Raw genomic sequence first — 18,830 nt, 5'->3', positions numbered from 1 at the left:
CCATGGGATCGCCAATTCCGATTGCAAACCTCTACTATTTGCTCTGCTACGCGTGGGATAGACTGGATCAGGGTAGACTTGTTGACGTCAGTCCCTTGCAATCAACGGAGCTGGCCGACTTGTTCGCCCTTGTGCTTTGTGATGGCATTCATCATCTCGCACGCCGAGGCTTAGAGCAAAGCTATGACGTTCGGGAGGAGGAGCTTAGCGGAATTCGTGGCCGTATTGATATATCTCACAGCTTGCGCCGCTCGTTGTTCTTCCAAGGACGTGCTCACTGCCGTTTCGACGAGCTGACGGTCGACACCCTCGCAAATCGGATCCTGAAATCAACTTTGGTTGCGTTGCTCGAGGTAAAGGAGCTGGATCCGAAGCTTCGGCATAGGGCCTATCGTACGGCCCAGTTATTACATGGCATACGCCCTTTCCGGCTCTCTCAAAGAGATTTCGAAAGGGTGCGCGTGACCTCCAACAATCTCTTTTATCGATTCTTACTGGGCGTATGCAAACTCGTGTTTGAGTCGTTGCTGGTGGATGAAAGGACTGGGGAGACGAAGTTTCGAGACTTCACGCGAGACGAAGCGAAAATGGCACTCCTATTTCAGTCGTTTCTGTTTAACTTCATCGCGCGCGAATGTTCCGGGTGGAAGGTCAAGAGCGAAAACATCGCCTGGCAAGCGACCAGTGCGACAGATCCGGAGTTACGGTTGCTGCCACGAATGCAGACCGACATTTCAGCCTTCCGTCTTGGCGAATATCGCATCATTGATGCCAAGTTTTACCAGCGGAGCGTTGGGTCCTATTTTGGCAGCGAAAAGTTTCACAGCGACAATCTATACCAAATATGCAGCTATCTTCTGAATGCACGTCGGGTTGGGGATGTCCAAGCAAGCGGAGTGCTTGTCTATCCTCGTGTGGATCGCCAGATTCGGCAGCGATATGAGATCGCGGGTAGGACGGTCTCGATTTACACCATCGATCTCAACGCACCCTGGCGGGCGATCGACAAGGAGCTTCGGGAGCTGATGCTTTAGGAGCGCGCGGTGCCATGACCGGCGCTTGGGTCTTCACGCCAGATGGTCAGCTTCGTAGTCCGCTGGCTCAGTTCTTCCATAAGATCTCATATCCGAATGATGTCAGGTTCTGGCAAGAAAGCGTACGCCGCGCCGCTGCAGCTTTACCATCCGCTTCTGAACCCACAGCAGACATCTACGACTTGTCCCTAGGGTTCCTTCGGCTTAATTAGGTGCACCGCTGGAGCGGGCCCGGACCGTGGAGTTCAAGTCATGAACCGACCGTCGGCTATCAACGCTACCGATGCGCTCAGCACCTATATTTTGGCGAAGGATACTAACCGTCCGCAATTGATGAAAGATGCATTCGCAGCGGACTGCGAATTGGAAATGACTATAAAGACGGATGCCATATCGTTTCCAAGCTCAGCGAAGGGATTGGATGAAATCACTCAAGTTCTGGTGACAAGCTTCGGAGACCAATACCAGAATGTGCGTACGTTTTGTCTCTCGCGACCAAGTGCAGACTACCTTCCGCACTTCCAATGCGATTGGCTCGTCGGAATGTCTGCAAAGCAGGGAGGTGCCATTCGCGTGGGATGCGGACGATACAATTGGCATTTTAGTTCCGGCGACGATAAGCGCGTGAGCAAGCTCGCGATCGACATCGAAGTTATGTGCGTACTCCCTGCCGAGACCTCGGAGCCGATCATGCGTTGGCTTGGGGCGTTGCCATATCCTTGGTGTTCAAACCAGCAAGCCTATCGCACCATTCCCGCCATTGACGCCCTGCGACCTATAAAAAGCTTCCTGGGATCATCGGTGTAGCCGCAGGCGCTGCCTTAGGTTTCCGCCTGGCCCCCAGCGGTCATCAGTGAATTGAAGCCGTTACCACGCACGATTGCTGCGGAAAGTTCAACTTGCCGCCCACCAGCATCCAAAGGTCGAGGCGGAAGGCGGCGTCATCGGCAATCGACATGATCATGCGGGAGCGGCGCCCTCTCGCCTTAGTTATCCGTCAAGCGCAAGTGCGGATATTTGCTGCAGCACCATTCTCGCGTTCCGGTCGTATCAGGCGGTGGTCAGCTTTCTAAGATTGAAAATGGGCTTCAGCCGCAGAGTGTTAGCTAGTTCATAATTTTGTGGTACCTGCGAGCTTAAGCTTTTCGAGACAAACGCTCGGGAGGCAACGATGACATCCGGCTGGCTCATTGTCCCTGTGACGATCGCCTCTATCTCCTTCCTGACCGTTGTGACCTTGATCATTCTTGGTGCTTGGTAGGCAGCTGGAAGAGTATCGTCGAGAGCGCTCTGAAGGGGCGCCCACCGACCGACGCGACCTCATATCGGTCGAAACTCGATTGGGTGCGGCATGGATTGCCCGAAGTGCGGCAAAGTCACCCCCGAGGGAAAGAAGGTCTGCGACGATTGCGGCGCGCCGCTAACCTTTCGCTGCTCCGCGTGCGGAGCCGACAATCCGAAAGGAAAGAACTTCTGTGGCGACTGCGGTGCGGCGCTCACGTCAACAGTACTGCCGCAAGGCATGGCGGGTGCCGGTGCATCGACCTCCATAACGGCACGGGTCACCGAGCGCTCGAGCTTATCACTCGTATCAACTTCTTCCGCCGAGCGCCGCCAGCTCACAGTTATGTTCTGCGACCTTGTCGGCTCGACAGCACTTGCGACAAAGCTCGATCCAGAAGATCTACGGGACATTATCGCCAAGTACCGCGATAGCGTAGCGGCGATCGTCCGCAAACACGGCGGAACCATCAGCCGCTACATCGGAGACGGCATGCTCATCCTCTTCGGCCATCCTTCAGCGCACGAGGACGATGCCGAACGCAGCGTGCGCGCTGCCCTTGAGATCGCCGCGACTAGGCATGTGCCTGGAGGGCCGCCCGAGTTGGAGCTGCGGGTTCGCCTTGGGCTCGCGACTGGTCTCGTCATCGTAGGTGACCTTATCGGCAGCGAGGCTGCAGAGACACAGGCGGTCCTCGGCGAGACGCCGAACCTTGCTGCTCGGCTGCAAGCGCTCGCTGAACCAGATGGTGTGGTCATCGCTGAGGACACGCGACGGCTCATCGGCGGGCTTTTTGACTACGCGAACCTCGGCGCGGTGGCTCTGAAAGGCTTTGCTGCCCCGGTGCAAGCCTGGCGAGTGCTTCATGAGGGAACGGTCGAAAGCCGCTTCGAGGCGTTGCACCCTTCGATGCTCGCTCCGCTGGTTGGGCGTGAGGAAGAACTCGCGCGACTGGAGCGGAGCTGGGACCTTGCGAAGGCGGGTAGCGGCCAAGTAATGCTGCTCGTCGGCGAGGCTGGCATTGGCAAGTCTCGCCTGGTTGCGGCTCTCCAGGAGCATATCGAGCGCGAGCCGCATACCTACTTGCGATATTTCTGCTCGCCGCATCATCAGGAAAGTGCGCTCTACCCCTTCATTGCCCAACTCCAGAGAGCTGCTGGTTTCGATCGTGAGGACGCACCAAAAGTGAAGCTCAACAAGCTCTCACTGCTACTATCCCCAGCATTTCCGTCCGACGAGGACGTGGCGATCCTGGCCGAGTTGCTGTCGATTCCCAGCGGTGACCTGTATCTGCCGGCTGCTGCTACGCCGCAACAAAAGAAGGAGAGAAGCTTCGCCGCTCTGGTCCGCCAGCTTGAAACTCTTGCAGAACAACACCCAGTCATGGTGGTGTTCGAGGACATGCAGTGGATCGATCCGAGCTCGCGCGAGCTGCTGGACCGGACGGTCGATCGCGTAGCAAGCCTACCAGTTTTGGTCCTGATCACCTACCGCCCCGAGCTCCAGCTGGTATGGAGCGGAAAGCCGCACGTCAGTTTGCTTGTGATGAACCGGCTGGACCAGAAAGCGGGTGCCGCGCTGATCCGAAGCGTGGCCGGCAGCCGGACGTTGCCGACCGAAATTGTTAATGAGATTGCAGAACGAACGGATGGCGTGCCGCTGTTCGTTGAGGAGTTGACCAAAACGGTGCTCGAAACTAGCAAGGAGGGGATCACGCGAACCATCTCCTTAGCGCCGCTACCGGGACTTGCTGTGCCGGCCACGCTTCATGCTTCATTGATGGCCCGACTCGACCGAATCGGTCCGATAGCTAAGGAAGTGGCGCAAGTCGGCGCGGCCATCGGCCGCGAGTTTTCCTACGACCTGCTTGCCGCAGTTGTACAGCGATGCGACAACGAGCTGCAGGCGGCACTTGATCGGCTAATCAATGCCGAGCTCATGTTTGGGCGTGGCGAACCGCCTGACGCCAATTTCTTGTTCAAACACGCACTGATCCAAGATGCGGCGTACAGCACGCTGTTGCGCAGCCAACGCCGCGAGCTGCACGCGCGAATCGTGGGCGCGCTTGAGGAGAGGCTCTATAAGGGCATTCAAGAGCGACCGGAGATCCTAGCCCAGCATTGCACGCATGCAGGTCTAATCGAAAAGGCAGTGTCGTATTGGCAGGAAGCAGGTGAGCGCTCAAAAGCTCGATCGGCAATGACAGAAGCAATCGCGCAGATGCGAAAAGCGCTCGATCTGCTATCCCATCTGCCCGAAACCGCCGGACGCCAAGGCACCGAAACCGACCTCCAACTTGCGCTCGGCGGCGCACTGATCGCTGCGAAGGGACATGCGGCCGAAGAGACCGGCAAGGCTTATGCCCGGGCTCGCCGCCTTTGCGAGTTACTGAACGACCGGCCGAACCTGCTCAAGACGCTCTGGGGGCAGTTCGTGCACTATCATGTGCGTGGCGAAACGGACCGTTCGCATCGCATCGCTGAGGAACTGCTAGATTTGGCCGGACGACAGAACGATGCGGCCATTCTTGTCGCCGGTCATCGGGCTGTCGGCGACAGTTGCCTTCATCGCGGACAATTTGCCTCGGCGCGCGTCCATCTCGAGCAGGGGCTTGCCCTTTACGATCCGTCGCAGCAGCGCTCTTTGACGGCACTGTTCGCAGAAAACGCCCGCGTGGCGATGCTTTCGTTCCTCTCGCTAACCTATAGCCTTCTTGGATTTCCCGATCAGGCGCTTGTTCAGAGCAGTGAGGCAGTCTCGGAGGCCCGCGGGTCCTCCCATCCGATCAGCCTTGCCTTCGCGCTGAGCGTCGCTTGCCGGTTGCATTTCGTCCTCGATGACGTGGGTATGGTCGCGCAACTGGCAGAGGAGCTAGTTGCGCTTACCTCGGAGCAGCGCTTTGCCTTCTTTCTCGCGATGGGGACCGCCTATCGCGGTTGGACGCTGGCCGAAGCCGGCGACGCCGAGGCCGGGGTGGACTTACTGCGACGCGGTATCGAAGGATTTCAGGCGTCAGGCGCAGCATGGACTCTTCCGTTCTACCTTGCGCAGCTCGCGGCAGCTGAGGCAAAGAGAGCACGATTTGAAACGGGCCTCGGTCAACTCTCCGACGCCTTGGTACTGACCCAGAAATTGGGGGTGCGATGGTTCGAGGCCGAGCTGCATCGGCGACGAGGCGAGTTGATGCTGACGGCTCGGCCGGACGCCGAGGCCGAGGCTGAGACCGAGTTTCGACACTCCATTGCTATTGCTCGCCAACAGGAGGCGAAACTCTGGGAGGTCCGCTCCGCCGTCACTCTGGCCCGGCTCTGGCGTCGCCAGGGCAAGGGTGATGAAGCACGCGACCTTCTCGCCCCAGTCTACGATTGGTTCGACGAGGGCTTCGATGTTCGCGACTTGAAGGACAGCAAGGCACTCTTAGAAGAACTCTGCGCCTAGCACGAACCTATCTCCGAGCTCGTCTGTGAAGATGCCAGACACGGCATCTCAATAGCTTCACTCCTCACGCACAAGGTTGTGCATCAAGCTGCCCCGAGCAGGGGCAAGTGGTGGTTCGAGAGCGGAACTGCGCTTCTGCTTCTGGTCCGAGGGCGAAGATCGCGACCGAGCCCGGCACGTCAGCAGCCGCCGCCAGACCGGACGTGGTGAGAACGCGGCCAAATCGACGCTGGCGACCCGGAGGGGACTTGTGAAGTTGTGTTCGCATCCTAGACTTTTACGGTCGCGAGCCTGGTTCGCACGCAAAAGTTCAGAAATAAATACAAAAAGCCACTGGGATCTAAAGTCGGAGTCATTTCCCGCAAGCGGACGCTTTTTAGGCGGGTAGATGGGCGTAGCATTTGACCGAGGCGCCGATTAAGGCCGTTGAGATGCAAAGATTGCGGCTTTCAGGCCTCGGAGCTGCGGGAACAAAAAACTCCCGGCCGAACTTAAACGAACACAGGACAGCATCCTGCGATTTGAAGCATTACAACCCTATCGTCCCGGCAGCTATTTGGAAGGACGGCGGCCTTGGCAATTTGGAATGACGTTAGAGCGCCGGTGCGCGAAGGCCGGGTGTACGCCAGCCTTCTCCCCGCAGGCAGGATAGACAAGCTCTTCAAACCTAAGAGAGTCTAGTGTTTGGGTTTCTGAAGGCTAGCAGGCAGCGAAAGAAGATCCGCCAGGACCGGATTTATCTTGAGGCAAGAGCACGACGTTTTCTCAAGGCCTACTTGGCCGCAGACTCCGTGCGAAAGCAGCGCTTCTACGAAGCAGTCGAAGGCGCATCAGCCGCTTGTCATCCGGGGATCGCAGACTCGACAGCTGAAGATGCCCAGATCGCTGAGTCGACCGCCGCGGCTGCACTCAAGGTGGTCAGAGCGCGGGACGAGCGTGGAGCCGACGTGGTCGATAGTACTGCCGGTTTTATTACGGATGCCTATGCCACCGTCGCCATTGCATATCGTCGCGCCGCCGGGGCTTACGTCATGGAGACAGATTTGCAAAAGCTGGGGACCGCAGCGGTGCACTTGCTCACGATGGCAACGTCATATCTGACGGCCAATCCTCCAGAGGGAGAACAACAGCCCCACCGATGAGGTGAGCCTCGGCTGCTCTCTGAATGTGGCGCAAAGGGGGTGGGGGTGGTCAAATCCTCCGAAGCCCGTGCTCCCGGTTCACGCCGCGGCCCGCGTCATGTCGGTCCCTAGTAGCGAAGTGCTTGTCTCTCGGGTCGTAACCGACTTGGTCGCAGGGACGGATCTCAAGTTCTCCGAGCGCGGATCTAATCGAAGGGCCTGCCTGGCAGTTTGCGGACAGCAGATGATTTGACTGGCCTCCAAATTAGCGGAAGTCGAAGCGCACATTGCAGCGGTTCCATTTTGGACCAATGCAGACCTGCCCAAACTGCGCCTAGTCTAGGCAAGTTTTTTGACGGGCAATCGGGTGCCCTCACCATTCGAACAATTGTTTGATCACTGACGTAACTGAGGATTATCAGTGGTAGACGTTCAGGTGGAGCGCCGGCTAGCGGCAATTTTGGCGGCTGACGTCGCCGGCTATTCACGGCTGATGGGCGAAGATGAGGAAGGCACGCTTGCTGGATTGAAAGCGCATCGCCGAGAGCTCGTTGATCACAAACTCAAATCCCATCGAGGGCGCCTGATCAAGACAACCGGCGATGGCATGTTGGTGGAGTTTTCAAGCGCCGTCGAAGCTGTGAAATGTGCGGTCGAAGTTCAACGCGGAATGGTCGACAGGAACGCAAACGTACCTCAGGCCCGGCGTATTGAATTCCGGGTTGGGATCAACGTCGGCGACATCATTGAGGACGAGGGTGATATATTTGGGGATGGCGTCAACGTAGCTGCCCGACTTGAAGGCATCGCGATGCGCGGTGGAATATGCATCTCTCGCCAAGTCCTTGACCAGATCGATGGCAAGCTTAACTTCCCTTTGCGCGAGTTAGGCCGGCAGAATCTAAAGAACATCGCGCGGCCAATCGAAGTCTATGCGATTGACCTGAACGAGGAAGGATCGCCCGCAACGCGAGTTCTGTCGGCAGCCAACCTCAAACAGGAAATTCGCTATTGCAGAGCCACGGATGGTGTGCGGTTAGCCTATGCGAAAGTGGGTACAGGACCTGGTCTGTTGAAATCGGCGCATTGGCTTGGCCATCTCGAATATGACTGGGATTTTCCGCTCCAGCGCGATTTCCTGCTTGGACTTGCTTCGTCATTTACCCTCGTAAGGTACGATGCGCGTGGCAACGGTCTGTCTGACTGGGATGTCGGAGAGCTCTCCCTTGATGCCTGGGTCAAGGACATGGAGAGCGTAGCCGACGCGGCCGGTCTCGACAGGTTTCCGCTGCTCGGGTTTTCGCAGGGCTGCGTGGTTTCGATCGCATTTGCAGCGCGGCATCCCGAACGCGTCTCGCACCTAGTTCTTTACGGTGGATTCGCCGTTGGTGCGAACAAAAACCCTAACTTCTCGGCCGCTGATCGAGAACGGTTTGCTGCAATGAAAACGCTGATGAAACTTGGGTGGGGCGCAGATGACCCGACTTTCCGGCAACTGTTCACCGCCTCGATGTTGCCGGATGGCACGAAGGAACAAGTAGACGCCTTCAATGAGCTTCAACGTCTAAGCGCCTCAGCCGAGTGCGCCGTGCGCTATATCGAAACGGTGTCCGACTTTGATGTTCGGCCTTTACTCAAGCACGTGAAGGCGCCAACGCTTGTTATGCATGTTCGCGATGAACGCAGAGTGCCGGTCGCCTCTGGCCGTGACTTAGCTGCGGAAATTCCCGGAGCGAGGTTTGTAGCACTCCCTGGGAAAAACCATATGCTGCTACCACAGGATCCCGGCGCGCCAATATTTCAAGAAGAACTACGCAAATTCCTTCTTTAGTTTTCTTGGGACCAGTATCGCTGCTCATCTAATTTAGCTCGGTCAGTCACTGTGCGACTTCTTCCATAAGATCTCATATCCGAATGAAAGTGGAGATCATCCCTCGGCAGGCAGCGCAAATCGAACACATGAAACTATTGTTCCTCGAAGGCAATTGACACGAACCGATTAGCTCGCAATGGAGTTTGAGATGATCAGAAATCTCTTTGGCCTGACCTTTTTAGCGATAGCGATGTCGCTTTCCGCAAGCGCCCAAGAGGAGACCCGGGAAGCTGCCATACGCGCAATTGTCGCGGATCAAGTGTCGGCATGGGACGCCGGTGACGGAATTCGGTTTTGCCAATCCGCAGCGCCGGACATCTCTGCGTTCAATACGTCGGGAGCTGATATGTCTGGCAAAGACGTCTTCTGCCAGCGACAACTTCAAATCCTTGGGGGCATCTTCAAAGGAACCACAAAGAAGCAAACCATTCGACGGCTTCGTTTCATTACGGACGACGTGGCCGTCGTGGATATTGACAACGAGATACATGCCCTCAAGGCAACACCGAGCGGCGCCGCTTTATCAACTGACGGTGTAAGCAGAACACGTCTAATGGAAGTGTTTGTTCGACGGGATGGTCGCTGGTTAATGGAAGCATTCTACAATATCGATGTTAAGTCTTCGAAATAGAGGTAGGCGCTGGAGCCATCTGGAGCGGGGGGCTCGCCGCCTCGCGCTTCGGCGAAGTGGCGTCATCGCTCCACGAAGTCGGCTTATCAAGCAGGGCGGACAAGATTTGCTCAGGTTGAGTTCTTCGCATTTTGACCCGAAGCGGAAATCGTCCACAGATCAGGCGTCTTTTCAGGATGCATGAGATCGTATAGTCTTTAAAAAGCTGTCGGCGCCGGCGGGAAAATGCCGAATTCCTCGCGGGACTGAACGGACAGCAGTCGCGCCATCGGCAGGCATTGCACTCGAAATCACCGACTTCCTTTTTCGCCGGTCCTTCAACATTCGCATTTTAACGCGGGTGCGCGTATCCGCGGCCGAATTCCATTGAGTCCTGAAAACGCGGCCGAGAGACGGTGCCTGCGAGGAAGGAGACTCTCCATGGTTGACCACCCCACCATTCCGATTGAATCGAACCTAGCACCGCCGGCCCCGCCGACCGCCCCGGTCACTCGCCGCTCGCTGCTCGGCAGCGCCGGCATCGCGGCTGGCGCCGCCATGATTGCATCTCCACCTAATATGCTCGGGATTGCAGCGGCCGCGGCCGAGCCTGTGAGCACGGACCCGCGACCGCTTGACGCCGCTTTCAAGCGCCGCGCCTTAGAAATTCGAGAAGCCTGCGCGCGGAACAACGAGAAAATTCCTATCGCGATGCACCCGACGAATGGCGATGAGGCGCGCTATACCAATAAGATCGGTTCGGATTCACGCGGTCTGCCGCACGACAAACGCGGCGAAGTGGAGCAGCTGGCATGGCAGGCGCTCTATGCCGCTTGCCAATCGGGCGATCCCGCTGATTTCGAAAGTATCCCGCTCGGCGGCACGCGCAAGCTGGTCAATCCCGTCGGCACGTTAGCTGTCAGTCTCAGCGGCATAAACCCCACCCAGGTTGCGATTCCGCCGGCGCCAACCCTAGCAAGCGCGGAGCGCGGCGGCGAGGCGGTCGAAGTATATTGGCAATCCCTGCTTCGTGACGTTCCGCTTACCGAGTTGCGCGACGACACCTCCAATCGAGACGTCCTTGCAGCAACCGAGGAGCTCAACAAGCTCGCCGATTTCCGCGGGCCTAAGTCTGGTGGGCGGGTCACGCCGGGTACGCTGTTCCGTGCTAATGCGCTTTATTTCGACGCTACCGACTCAAAGGGCCGCTCGGTCACACCTCCAGGCGTTTTGGATGGCCCACTGATCTCGCAATTCCTGCTCCGGGACGTGCCTTATGGCGCACAGTGGATCAGTGCTTCAATCCGCACCGCGTTGCCGGCCAACGAATTCCTGACCGACTATGAGGAGTGGCTGGCGATTCAGAACGGCGCCGCACCGAAACGCCGGTTGCAGTTTGACTCGACACCGCGATACATCACCACAGGAAGAGATCTCGCGGAGTATGTCCGCGCTGGCCCCGCACTCGGGTGGGCGGCAGCGCTGATGCTTGCGACCCCCGGCGGTGGAGCGGATCAACGGTACTCCGGAATGTATCCACTGGCGGAGCCCATCTCCTACCCGTCTGACCCGTATCGGAAATCGAAAACACAGGGACCTGCGGGTGCCACCTTCGGGCTGGCCTATGTGCAGGCATTACTCGCCACGGCGATCAGCAACTCCGTCCGCGCGGCCTACTGGCAGAAGTATTTCGTGCACCGGGCTTTGCGACCGGAAGCCTACGGTGGTCTGGCGTACCATCGGCTCGCCAATGGCGTGAGCGATTACCCGCTGCATGATAGCTTCCTGAAATCGGAAGCCCTCAATCGCAGTAAAGCCAAATACGGCACTTATCTTTTGTCACAAACTTACCCAGACGCTGCGCCCCTTCACTCCACCTATCCCGGCGGTGCCACGGGCGTCGGTGCCGTCACAGCTACCATATTGAAGGCGTTTTTCGACGAGAGCCGCGTCATCGTCAACCCGGTACAGCCCGATCCGGCCGACCCGACGAGGCTCGTGCCCTATACCGGGGCGCCACTCACGGTTGGTGGAGAGTTGAACAAGCTCGCCGTGAATTTCGGGTTCGGACGGAATTGGGCGGGCATCCACTGGCGTTCCGACGCTTCGGCGTCAATGGCGATCGGCGAAGAAGTGGCTATCGGCATGCTGCGGGACGAGCGCATGACCCTCCGCGAACCTTTCGACGGCTTCTCCTTCACGCGCTTTGACGGCAGCCGCTTGACGATCTGACAGCAGTCGGGCGGCGCCCCCTACGGTGGGGCGCCGCCCCGGTCCCGTGCAGAGTAGTGGAAGCGTTCTATGCCCGACAGCTTATTAGTGGAAGCAGCGCGGCGCCTCCACGGGCGGACCGGCTGATCGTTCCTCAAAAGTGAACTCAACTCAATCAGAGTTCGGATGCAAAGACATACCAGATGGTCGACCGAATCCGCGATGCGGCCGGAGAGCGATGGAAGCGGGCTCTCGGAGTGGAAGACACTCCGTGCCAAGTCTGCTTGTGGGCCCGTTGCCGCCGTTCGCTGACGGGGCCGCTATGGCTGCCTTCAGGAGATAAGCCGACCGCTCAAGTCGGTTCGGAAGTCGGCCGGTGACCCGAACCAGACATCCACTTCGTGCTCGCTTGCGTGGCGCGGACAGGATCGTCTAACCAACTTGGCCGTCGGGTTCTGCGCCCCGCGTTTTTGGATTTCCCCTATTCCAGACTGGCGCTTGATCTGATTGTCCGGCCGTCCACTATTAGACGGACCACCGAGGGCAGACGGTGCAATAACTTTCTTTTGGCTGGGGACCAAGCAGTGCCTTCAGGGGGTGATCGTAGGATCGTTCACATCGTCGATGACAATGCGACCTTCCGTAAGGCGGTAGAGGCTGTCTTGACGAGATTTGGGTATGAGGTTTTGGCTTATCCTTCGGCCCAGCACCTGCTGGATCGCTTGCCGAATGACGAGGTGCCAGGCTGCATCCTACTTGACGTGCGCCTGCCAGAAATGAGCGGTCCAGAGCTGCAACAGCAATTGAAGGCACTCAACTTCGCGCTACCAATCATCTTCCTCACTGGCTACAAAGATATTCCCACCACCGTGCGGACCATAAAAGCGGGTGGCGAGGACTTCCTCACCAAGCCGGTCACACCGGAACAGTTGCTCGGCGCCATTGAACAGGCAGTGGCCCGCCACGCAATTATGCTTAACGCGCGACGCGGGCTGCAGCAGATGCAGGCGCTGCTGGCGACACTGACTGCGCGTGAAGGCAGGTATTCGAGCTTGTCGTGCGCGGAAGACTCAACAAGCAGATCGCGTCTGAATTGGGAGCGACGGAGCGGACAATCAAGGCACATCGTCATCGAGTGACGGAGAAGATGAAGGTGCAGTCTCTGGCCGAGCTGGTCACGATAGCTCAGCGGCTCGGATTGCTGCTTAACGAATGTGGCCGCGATGATTGATGCGGTCGAACGTGCTCTTCCAACTTAGACACCGCAAGGTAGCAAAGGCCAAGAAAATCATAACCACAGAAAAGCCCCGGCGTGCCGGGGCTTTGGTTTGCGAAGATAGAGGTGATCAGTATCTGGCCGCGACCGGTGCGCCGTATCCACCGAAGCGGTAGTTCAACCGAAGCGTGACCATGTCCACATCCTGGCTGACCCCGCTGCCCGTGAGGACAAACCCTCCGGGAGTAACCACGCCTGCGAAGCCGGCGTTGTCACGCCCCATCCAGAGATGGTCGTATTCGATACCGAACGACCAGTTGGGCGTGAAGCCGTACTCCCAGCCGACGCCAAGGGCGCCGCCCCAGCGCGTGTGGCCAGCCGATGCTAGGCCGACCCCGGTGACGTTGTTGAATATATCGAACCGATTGCGCGTCACGGCCGCACCACCCTTCACGTAGAATAGCGAGGCGTTCCACGCCCAACCGAGTTGCGCCGTGAAGAGCCCGATGGCGTCAATCTTGCCTGTAGTCGAAATCAATGGATCGATCAGACTGACGCGCGTGTTCTTGATTTCGGCCCAATCTCCTTGCGCTTCTAAGCCGAGCACAAATTGATTGGTTTGCCAGCGGTACCCGATCTGTCCGCCCGCGAGGCCCCCGGAGCGATCCGCGCAACCACCTGCGACTGTCCCTGCGGGCGTCACGAAATCCACACAACCGTGGCTTTGCCCCCAACCGCCGTTGGCGCCGATGTAGAAACCGGTCCAATCATAGATCGGCGCGACTACCGGGGGCGGGGCCTTGACGTAAGGCTTAGCCGCCAGATCAGCCGCTGATGCAGGTGCCGCCATGCTCACTGCCAGCAAAGCCACGCCACTTAACAAAATCTTCTTCATTACTTTCGCTCCATCCACGTTTCAGCCCAAACGACGCCGGTTCTTTTGGTGTCCCGCATTCCAGCCTGAAGCTAGCTGATTCAATCAGCGGGCGGTGTGCCTAGGTGGCAACAGCCGGGAAAATTCGGCAATACGCGCGCTTTAGTTGTGTCAGGTCTATTGACCGATCAAACTAAGGAGATCCAAATCTTGGAGGGGGCGCCCGCGATGTCGCCGGTTGGGCCCGTAGCTGACCTTCACGGCAATCTCGTTAAGGTCCGCTTCTGCCCCTTAGCTGACCTTCACGGCAATTTCGTTGAGGGCCGCTTCCGACCCATTGCAGACCATGTAAGGCCGGGAGGCGTCTCTATCGCTCCACTGCATAGATGCGCCACTCACCGGGGATTCCCTTAAGGGATCGGATGCCCCGATCGTTAAAGCGCAAACCAGAGCCGGCCACTAGATCTTTGACTGTGCTCGAAACCAAAACCTCGCTGCTGGCGGCAAGCGCGGCGACCCGCGCGCCTATGTGAACAGCAATACCGCCAACATCACTACCGATCATTTCGCACTCGCCTGTATGAAGCCCGGCACGGACCTCGATCCCAAGCGGTCTCATGTCCTCGACAATAGCGCAAGCGCAGCGAACACCGCGGGCTGGGCCGTCAAAGGTGGCGAGAAAACCGTCTCCAGTAGTTTTCACTTCATGGCCTCGAAAGCGTGCGAGGTTGCGCCGAATCGTCGCGTGATGGCCGTCGAGAAGGTCGCGCCAGCGTTGATCGCCAAGTGCAGCGGCTTTCTCGGTTGAACCTACAATATCGGTGAAGAGAACTGTGGCGAGGACGCGGTCAACCGAGACCGGAGACCTTGAGCCAGTTAAAAATTCCTCGATCGCATCGGAAATTTCGTCTGCGTTTTCTCCCACGTAGAAGATATGGTCGCTTCCGGGCAACTCAAAAAGACGGGCTCCAGGAATGTGCGCCGCCACATCGCGCCCACCTTCTACACTCACAGTTTTGTCTCCAGTCCGGTGGATCACGAGGGTTGGTACTCGAACCGCCGGAAGAATGCCGCTGATTTCAATTTGACTGTTCATGCTCATGAGAGCCTTCACGGCGGCAGGGCTGGCACCAAGACGCTCGTTACGGCCCCACCAGCGTTGAAAAGCGGCGTCGTTTGCGCGCGAAGGCGCGAATTTCTGCACGCTTCCTCCCGTACCCCATGCCTGCTCAACGTAGCCGAAGAACGCTTCGAGTGCCTGCTTGGTCGGAAACCAGTAGGAAAATCGTGAAAAGCTGCCGTAGAGTATCAGCGCGCGGCAGCGGTCGGGATAGGTTGCGGCAAACAAGACGGACAGCGGAGCGCCTTCAGAAATCCCAAAGAGTGCCGCCTGCTCCATGCCGGCAGCGTCCATGACGGCTCGAAGATCATCCATACGCTGGTCCAAGCCGGGGAGCTCTCCGCCACGATCCGACATGCCGGTCCCGCGCTTGTCGAAAGTTACCACTCGTGCGTAGCTACCCAAGCGGGTCAAGAAGCGAGCGAGATCGGGCTCCTCCCAATAATTCTCGACATTCGACACGAACCCCGGAACCATAACCAGATTTACCGGGCCACTGCCAAACAACTGGTAGGCGATGTGAACGTCACCGCTTTTGGCGTATTGCGTAGCCGGTTGCATTGGTGTCCTCACTGCTTGACGGGATTTGCCCTGCCAGTCCTGAAGCCTGACCCGACGATTGAAAAACAGCAAGTCTGCAGGTCGCCTGTTGGCCCGTTACTGACTTCCGCTGAGGGCGTCCCAAGGGTCGCTTCGGAGAGGAGATCCGACCAACTCCTGGAAGCTGGCGAAGGCAGCCTTTGAGCCTTAGCCGACTTTTACCGCAGCCCGCACACAGAAGGCGGGCCCGAGTTTTCATGCGACAAAGAACAGCGAATTGAACGCTACCCCTTAGGTCGGTTGGTCGCCGGCTTTAGGGAACAATGCCCCGGCAGGCCCACGCCATGTTCGCAAAGGACCTCGGGCCGTCGGGCCGGCCGGCTTCGTAGGCATCGCGCACCGCTGCGTCGGTGCGTGCTCGCTCCAGGCACCGAGGGTTGCCACAAACTTGCCTAGCGGGCCTTCACCCGCAGCAATCGGCGCCCAGTAGTCTTCAAAGCTTTGGTAGTCCATGCGGATCATCAACTGCGTTTCCGTAATGTTCACGAGACCCTGATCGAAAAAGGTCCGCTTCATTTCGCCCGGCTGCATCATCGGTTGGAAGCAATAGCGACTCCGCAGCTGGCGCCCTCCTTCGCTGAGTGCCGCCACTGTGTCGCTCATCATACGCATGCCGGGCATCCCGCCGAGATGGTCCCACACAGTTGCCGCGACCACGTCCCCCGACCGAACGACGCGACTCGTCTCACCGACTGCCTTGGCCGCTTCGGGAACAAAGTGGAGCACCAGGATCACCAATCTATTCCGATTAGGCACGCGACCTGCGCCTCCCCGCGTGACGTCGTCAGCTTGCGGAATTCCTCTCTCACAGCAGCGCCCGGAGCTTTTCATCACCGGTAGTAGGGCGGTAGGGAGCACTCCGCTGGAACCGCCTTACCTCGGGTGCACGAAGTGATATCTTGAACGAACCGACATCAACCTGGAGGGACAACCATGCGCACAGCAGTCCGGGCCGCAAATGTCATAGCGTGCTTCATAATGTTCTCCGCTGACGTCTTACCGACCTGGGCCGCCGGACCAGACGCGGAAGTGAAGGCTCTCCATGCCGCTGATCAGGCGTGGCTGAAAGGCTTCACCGCCGCCGATGGCGATGCGATGGCGAAGTTGTACGACGAACGCGCAGTTCTGATGCCACCCAATGCGCCGGCTGTCACAGGCCGCGACGCCATTCGCACCTCCCTGGCGAACATGGCGTCGGACGTAGCCAAAGCCGGTCTTGTGTTCAGTTTCGGCGACAAACAGGATGGCGGCGCAAACGGCAATCTGGGTTGGTCTTCGGGCTCCTATACAGTCAAGGATAAGACGGGCAATGTTGTCGAGACCGGCAAGTTCTTGTCGGTATCGAAAAAGGTCGGCGGCAAATGGCTGTATTGGCGAGACACCTGGAACGCTGACAGTCCACCAAAATAGTTGGGCAACTTTGCGCTTCGAGATGAATGTACTTTGCTGCGGGACCGCGTTGTCGCGCAGCGTTCCCTTGCCTCTGCTTTACTTCTTGGCGGTGTCCAAGCCGAGCCTTCAAGCTGCTCCTGTTTCTACGGCTTGAGAAGGCTTGCGAGGTGCGAACGGACCAGGTTCGAGGATGGCTGCGACGCCCGCGTGGTCCGTAGCTGAACACGGCGATGGCCGCTGAGCTGCCGCCTCTGAGCTAAAGCCGACCTCGGAAATGTTCCGGCTAAGGTGCGCCGCACACATGGGCAGTCTAGCAGCTATCGCCACGGTAACCCAATGAGCCGCTCAATTGCGCTGCTTGGCCATTAGCCGTAGGCTAACCCAAAGGGACTACGCTGGCGGGAAGCCATGGTTGTCGAGACGCGCTATGTGACTAGCGGCGAGGTCTTCGTCGCGTACCAAATATGCGGACAGGACGGTCCGGATTTACTCATGACGCCGGGCTTTGTATCGCATCTCGAGCAGTCGTGGGAGACTCCCGACGCCGCTCGTTTCTTCAACGACCTCGGCTCTTTCTCGCGGCTGATCCGCTTCGACAAACGCGGCACGGGTCTCAGTGATCGTGCCGTCGGTGTTCCACATCTGGATGAAAGAATCGATGATATCCGAGCCGTGCTCGACGCCGCGGGTTCTAAGAGGGCCTATTTGTTCGGTGTCTCGGAGGGCGGGCCGATGTCGATCTTGTTCGCGGCGACCTATCCTGGGCGGGTCGCCGGGCTGATCTTGTTCGGCACATACGCGCGCACGGTAGGCGCCTCAGTTCCATTTGACGATTTTGCGGCCTTGGAGCGTGATATCCGGTGCACTTGGGGAACTGGCCAAAGTCTACCAAGTTTCGCTCCGTCGGCGGCCGCAATTCCCGGTGCTATGGAGCGCTTCGCCAAGCTCGAGCGCTTGGCTGCCAGTCCGTCGGATGTGATCAACCTGATGCGCATGAACCGCGAGATCGACGTGACGGCGGTCCTGCCGTCGATCCGTGTTCCTACGTTGGTGATGCATCGCCGCGACGACGTGCGCATTCGCGCGCAAGCCGGCCGCGAGCTTGGAGAGAGAATCTCTGATGCGCGCTACGTCGAACTACCGGGTAATGATCACCTCGCATGGTCGGGAGATCAGAAGCGGCTGGTCGAGGAGATCAGAAAATTTATGGGTGTTTCGGCTCCTTCCATCGAGGCTGATCGCGTCCTCTCGACGGTTCTGTTCACCGATATTGTCGACTCGACAAGCAGAGCCTCCTTGATGGGCGACAGGCAATGGCGTTCAACTTTGGAAGCCCATCACGCGGTGGTGCGCTCGGAACTAGGGCGGTATTGCGGCCGTGAAGTTAAGACTACGGGTGATGGATTCCTGGCCCTGTTCGACGGCCCGGCGCGCGCTGTCCGCTGCGCCCAGGAAATCGTCAGCGCTGTGCGGGCGCTCGATCTCGAAGTGAGGGCCGGCGTCCACACCGGTGAGGTCGAAATGATGGGCGATGATGTCGGCGGCATCGCTGTGCACATCGCAGCACGGGTAGCTCAGCATGCGAAAGGGAGTGAAGTTCTCGCCTCGAACACTGTAAAGGACCTAGTGGCGGGCGCCGGCCTCAAGTTCGTCGACCAAGGACCGGCCGAGCTCAAAGGTCTTGCTGAGCCCATGCGCTTGTTCGCGGCCGTTACCTGAAATATGAGCTCCCGTGTCGCCGATCCGCCGAAGGTCGCCTGTTGGCCGATTTTGTTGCAAAAGTCGGCTGCAATGGATTTGGCTGGGCCCTTCGTTGAGCCGCGCTCTGAAGCGCTGGCCCTGACGCATTTTACGCAACTTCGACGCTACGCTACGCGCTGCGCAGAGCCTGAGCCGGTGGGGGTCGTGCGACCAGCGATGCAAACCGCCTCAGATTCTGGGCGATGGCGGCTAGAACAAACTCATCCTGGGCACCTTGCGGGCCGCGCAATCGGAGCCGACCAAGCTTCAGGATGCGCTTCAAGTGTGCGAAGTTCATCTCGATCTTCTTGCGCTGATG

The 18,830-nt window shown here is 58.5% G+C and carries 13 protein-coding genes and 2 pseudogenes; 10 read left to right on the top strand and 5 right to left on the bottom strand.

All coding sequences use genetic code 11. The features are described from left to right. Positions 1-2: 2 nt before the first annotated feature. Both E4K64_RS33510 and E4K64_RS33505 read left to right on the top strand, forming a co-directional pair. Positions 3-1,034, top strand: coding sequence for a 5-methylcytosine restriction system specificity protein McrC (locus E4K64_RS33510; RefSeq protein WP_135167158.1), 1,032 nt, complete (start codon positions 3-5; stop codon positions 1,032-1,034). Positions 1,035-1,286: 252 nt separating this feature from the next. Continuing rightward, complete coding sequence (locus E4K64_RS33505; protein ID WP_135167157.1) at positions 1,287-1,841, top strand: hypothetical protein; 555 nt, start codon at positions 1,287-1,289, stop codon at positions 1,839-1,841. A gap of 243 nt (positions 1,842-2,084) precedes the next feature. Here E4K64_RS33505 and E4K64_RS33500 read toward each other — a convergent pair whose 3' ends face one another. Next, positions 2,085-2,279 (bottom strand): hypothetical protein, encoded by a 195-nt coding sequence (locus E4K64_RS33500; protein WP_135167156.1) that lies wholly within the window; start codon positions 2,277-2,279, stop codon positions 2,085-2,087. A gap of 106 nt (positions 2,280-2,385) precedes the next feature. On the opposite strand from E4K64_RS33500, the gene E4K64_RS33495 reads away from it, so the two are divergent. The 6 genes and pseudogenes from E4K64_RS33495 to E4K64_RS33470 all read left to right on the top strand — a co-directional run bounded on the left by E4K64_RS33495 (position 2,386) and on the right by E4K64_RS33470 (position 12,800). Then, a complete protein-coding gene (locus E4K64_RS33495; RefSeq protein ID WP_135167155.1) occupies positions 2,386-5,754 on the top strand; it encodes an adenylate/guanylate cyclase domain-containing protein in 3,369 nt (1,122 codons plus the stop codon). A 680-nt stretch (positions 5,755-6,434) separates the two neighbouring features. Then, positions 6,435-6,896 (top strand): hypothetical protein, encoded by a 462-nt coding sequence (locus tag E4K64_RS33490; RefSeq protein WP_135167154.1) that lies wholly within the window; start codon positions 6,435-6,437, stop codon positions 6,894-6,896. Positions 6,897-7,296: 400 nt separating this feature from the next. Then, positions 7,297-8,706: an alpha/beta fold hydrolase gene (locus E4K64_RS33485; protein ID WP_235884857.1), complete on the top strand. Its 1,410-nt coding sequence runs from the start codon at positions 7,297-7,299 to the stop codon at positions 8,704-8,706. Positions 8,707-8,896: 190 nt separating this feature from the next. Continuing rightward, positions 8,897-9,379: an SgcJ/EcaC family oxidoreductase gene (locus tag E4K64_RS33480; RefSeq protein ID WP_167772393.1), complete on the top strand. Its 483-nt coding sequence runs from the start codon at positions 8,897-8,899 to the stop codon at positions 9,377-9,379. Positions 9,380-9,799: 420 nt separating this feature from the next. Continuing rightward, positions 9,800-11,590 carry a vanadium-dependent haloperoxidase gene (locus tag E4K64_RS33475; RefSeq protein ID WP_135167152.1) on the top strand — a complete coding sequence of 597 codons (1,791 nt, stop codon included), beginning with the start codon at positions 9,800-9,802 and terminating at the stop codon, positions 11,588-11,590. A gap of 587 nt (positions 11,591-12,177) precedes the next feature. Beyond that, a pseudogene (locus E4K64_RS33470) lies at positions 12,178-12,800 on the top strand (response regulator transcription factor). A 115-nt stretch (positions 12,801-12,915) separates the two neighbouring features. Here E4K64_RS33470 and E4K64_RS33465 read toward each other — a convergent pair. The 3 genes and pseudogenes from E4K64_RS33465 to E4K64_RS33455 all read right to left on the bottom strand — a co-directional run. Beyond that, complete coding sequence (locus E4K64_RS33465; RefSeq protein ID WP_135167151.1) at positions 12,916-13,680, bottom strand: outer membrane protein; 765 nt, start codon at positions 13,678-13,680, stop codon at positions 12,916-12,918. Positions 13,681-14,026: 346 nt separating this feature from the next. Further along, positions 14,027-15,412, bottom strand: a complete 1,386-nt coding sequence (locus tag E4K64_RS33460; protein ID WP_347338643.1) for an adenylate/guanylate cyclase domain-containing protein — start codon at positions 15,410-15,412, stop codon at positions 14,027-14,029. A 220-nt stretch (positions 15,413-15,632) separates the two neighbouring features. Then, positions 15,633-16,111 (bottom strand): annotated as a pseudogene (locus tag E4K64_RS33455) (SAM-dependent methyltransferase); the annotation flags it as partial. Positions 16,112-16,312: 201 nt separating this feature from the next. On the opposite strand from E4K64_RS33455, the gene E4K64_RS33450 reads away from it, so the two are divergent. Together E4K64_RS33450 and E4K64_RS33445 are read left to right on the top strand one after the other, a co-directional pair. Beyond that, positions 16,313-16,789 (top strand): YybH family protein, encoded by a 477-nt coding sequence (locus tag E4K64_RS33450; RefSeq protein ID WP_135167150.1) that lies wholly within the window; start codon positions 16,313-16,315, stop codon positions 16,787-16,789. A gap of 390 nt (positions 16,790-17,179) precedes the next feature. Beyond that, positions 17,180-18,490, top strand: coding sequence for an adenylate/guanylate cyclase domain-containing protein (locus E4K64_RS33445; protein WP_135167149.1), 1,311 nt, complete (start codon positions 17,180-17,182; stop codon positions 18,488-18,490). A gap of 151 nt (positions 18,491-18,641) precedes the next feature. On the opposite strand, the gene E4K64_RS33440 is transcribed toward E4K64_RS33445, so the two are convergent. Further along, positions 18,642-18,830 (bottom strand): transposase (locus E4K64_RS33440; RefSeq protein ID WP_167772372.1); only part of this gene is annotated, 189 nt, incomplete at its 5' end.

Source organism: Bradyrhizobium frederickii (assembly GCF_004570865.1).
GTDB classification, from domain to species: Bacteria; Pseudomonadota; Alphaproteobacteria; order Rhizobiales; family Xanthobacteraceae; genus Bradyrhizobium; species Bradyrhizobium frederickii.
Note: the sequence above shows the minus strand (reverse complement) of the source record. Positions and strands in the feature narration are given on the sequence as shown.

Coding starts and splice junctions, on each gene's coding strand:
- E4K64_RS33510 (WP_135167158.1), top strand. CDS start 3: ATGGGATCGCCAATTCCGATTGCAAACCTCTACTATTTGCTCTGCTAC.
- E4K64_RS33505 (WP_135167157.1), top strand. CDS start 1,287: ATGAACCGACCGTCGGCTATCAACGCTACCGATGCGCTCAGCACCTAT.
- E4K64_RS33500 (WP_135167156.1), bottom strand. CDS start 2,279: ATGATCAAGGTCACAACGGTCAGGAAGGAGATAGAGGCGATCGTCACA.
- E4K64_RS33495 (WP_135167155.1), top strand. CDS start 2,386: ATGGATTGCCCGAAGTGCGGCAAAGTCACCCCCGAGGGAAAGAAGGTC.
- E4K64_RS33480 (WP_167772393.1), top strand. CDS start 8,897: ATGATCAGAAATCTCTTTGGCCTGACCTTTTTAGCGATAGCGATGTCG.
- E4K64_RS33475 (WP_135167152.1), top strand. CDS start 9,800: ATGGTTGACCACCCCACCATTCCGATTGAATCGAACCTAGCACCGCCG.
- E4K64_RS33465 (WP_135167151.1), bottom strand. CDS start 13,680: ATGAAGAAGATTTTGTTAAGTGGCGTGGCTTTGCTGGCAGTGAGCATG.
- E4K64_RS33450 (WP_135167150.1), top strand. CDS start 16,313: ATGCGCACAGCAGTCCGGGCCGCAAATGTCATAGCGTGCTTCATAATG.
- E4K64_RS33445 (WP_135167149.1), top strand. CDS start 17,180: ATGGTTGTCGAGACGCGCTATGTGACTAGCGGCGAGGTCTTCGTCGCG.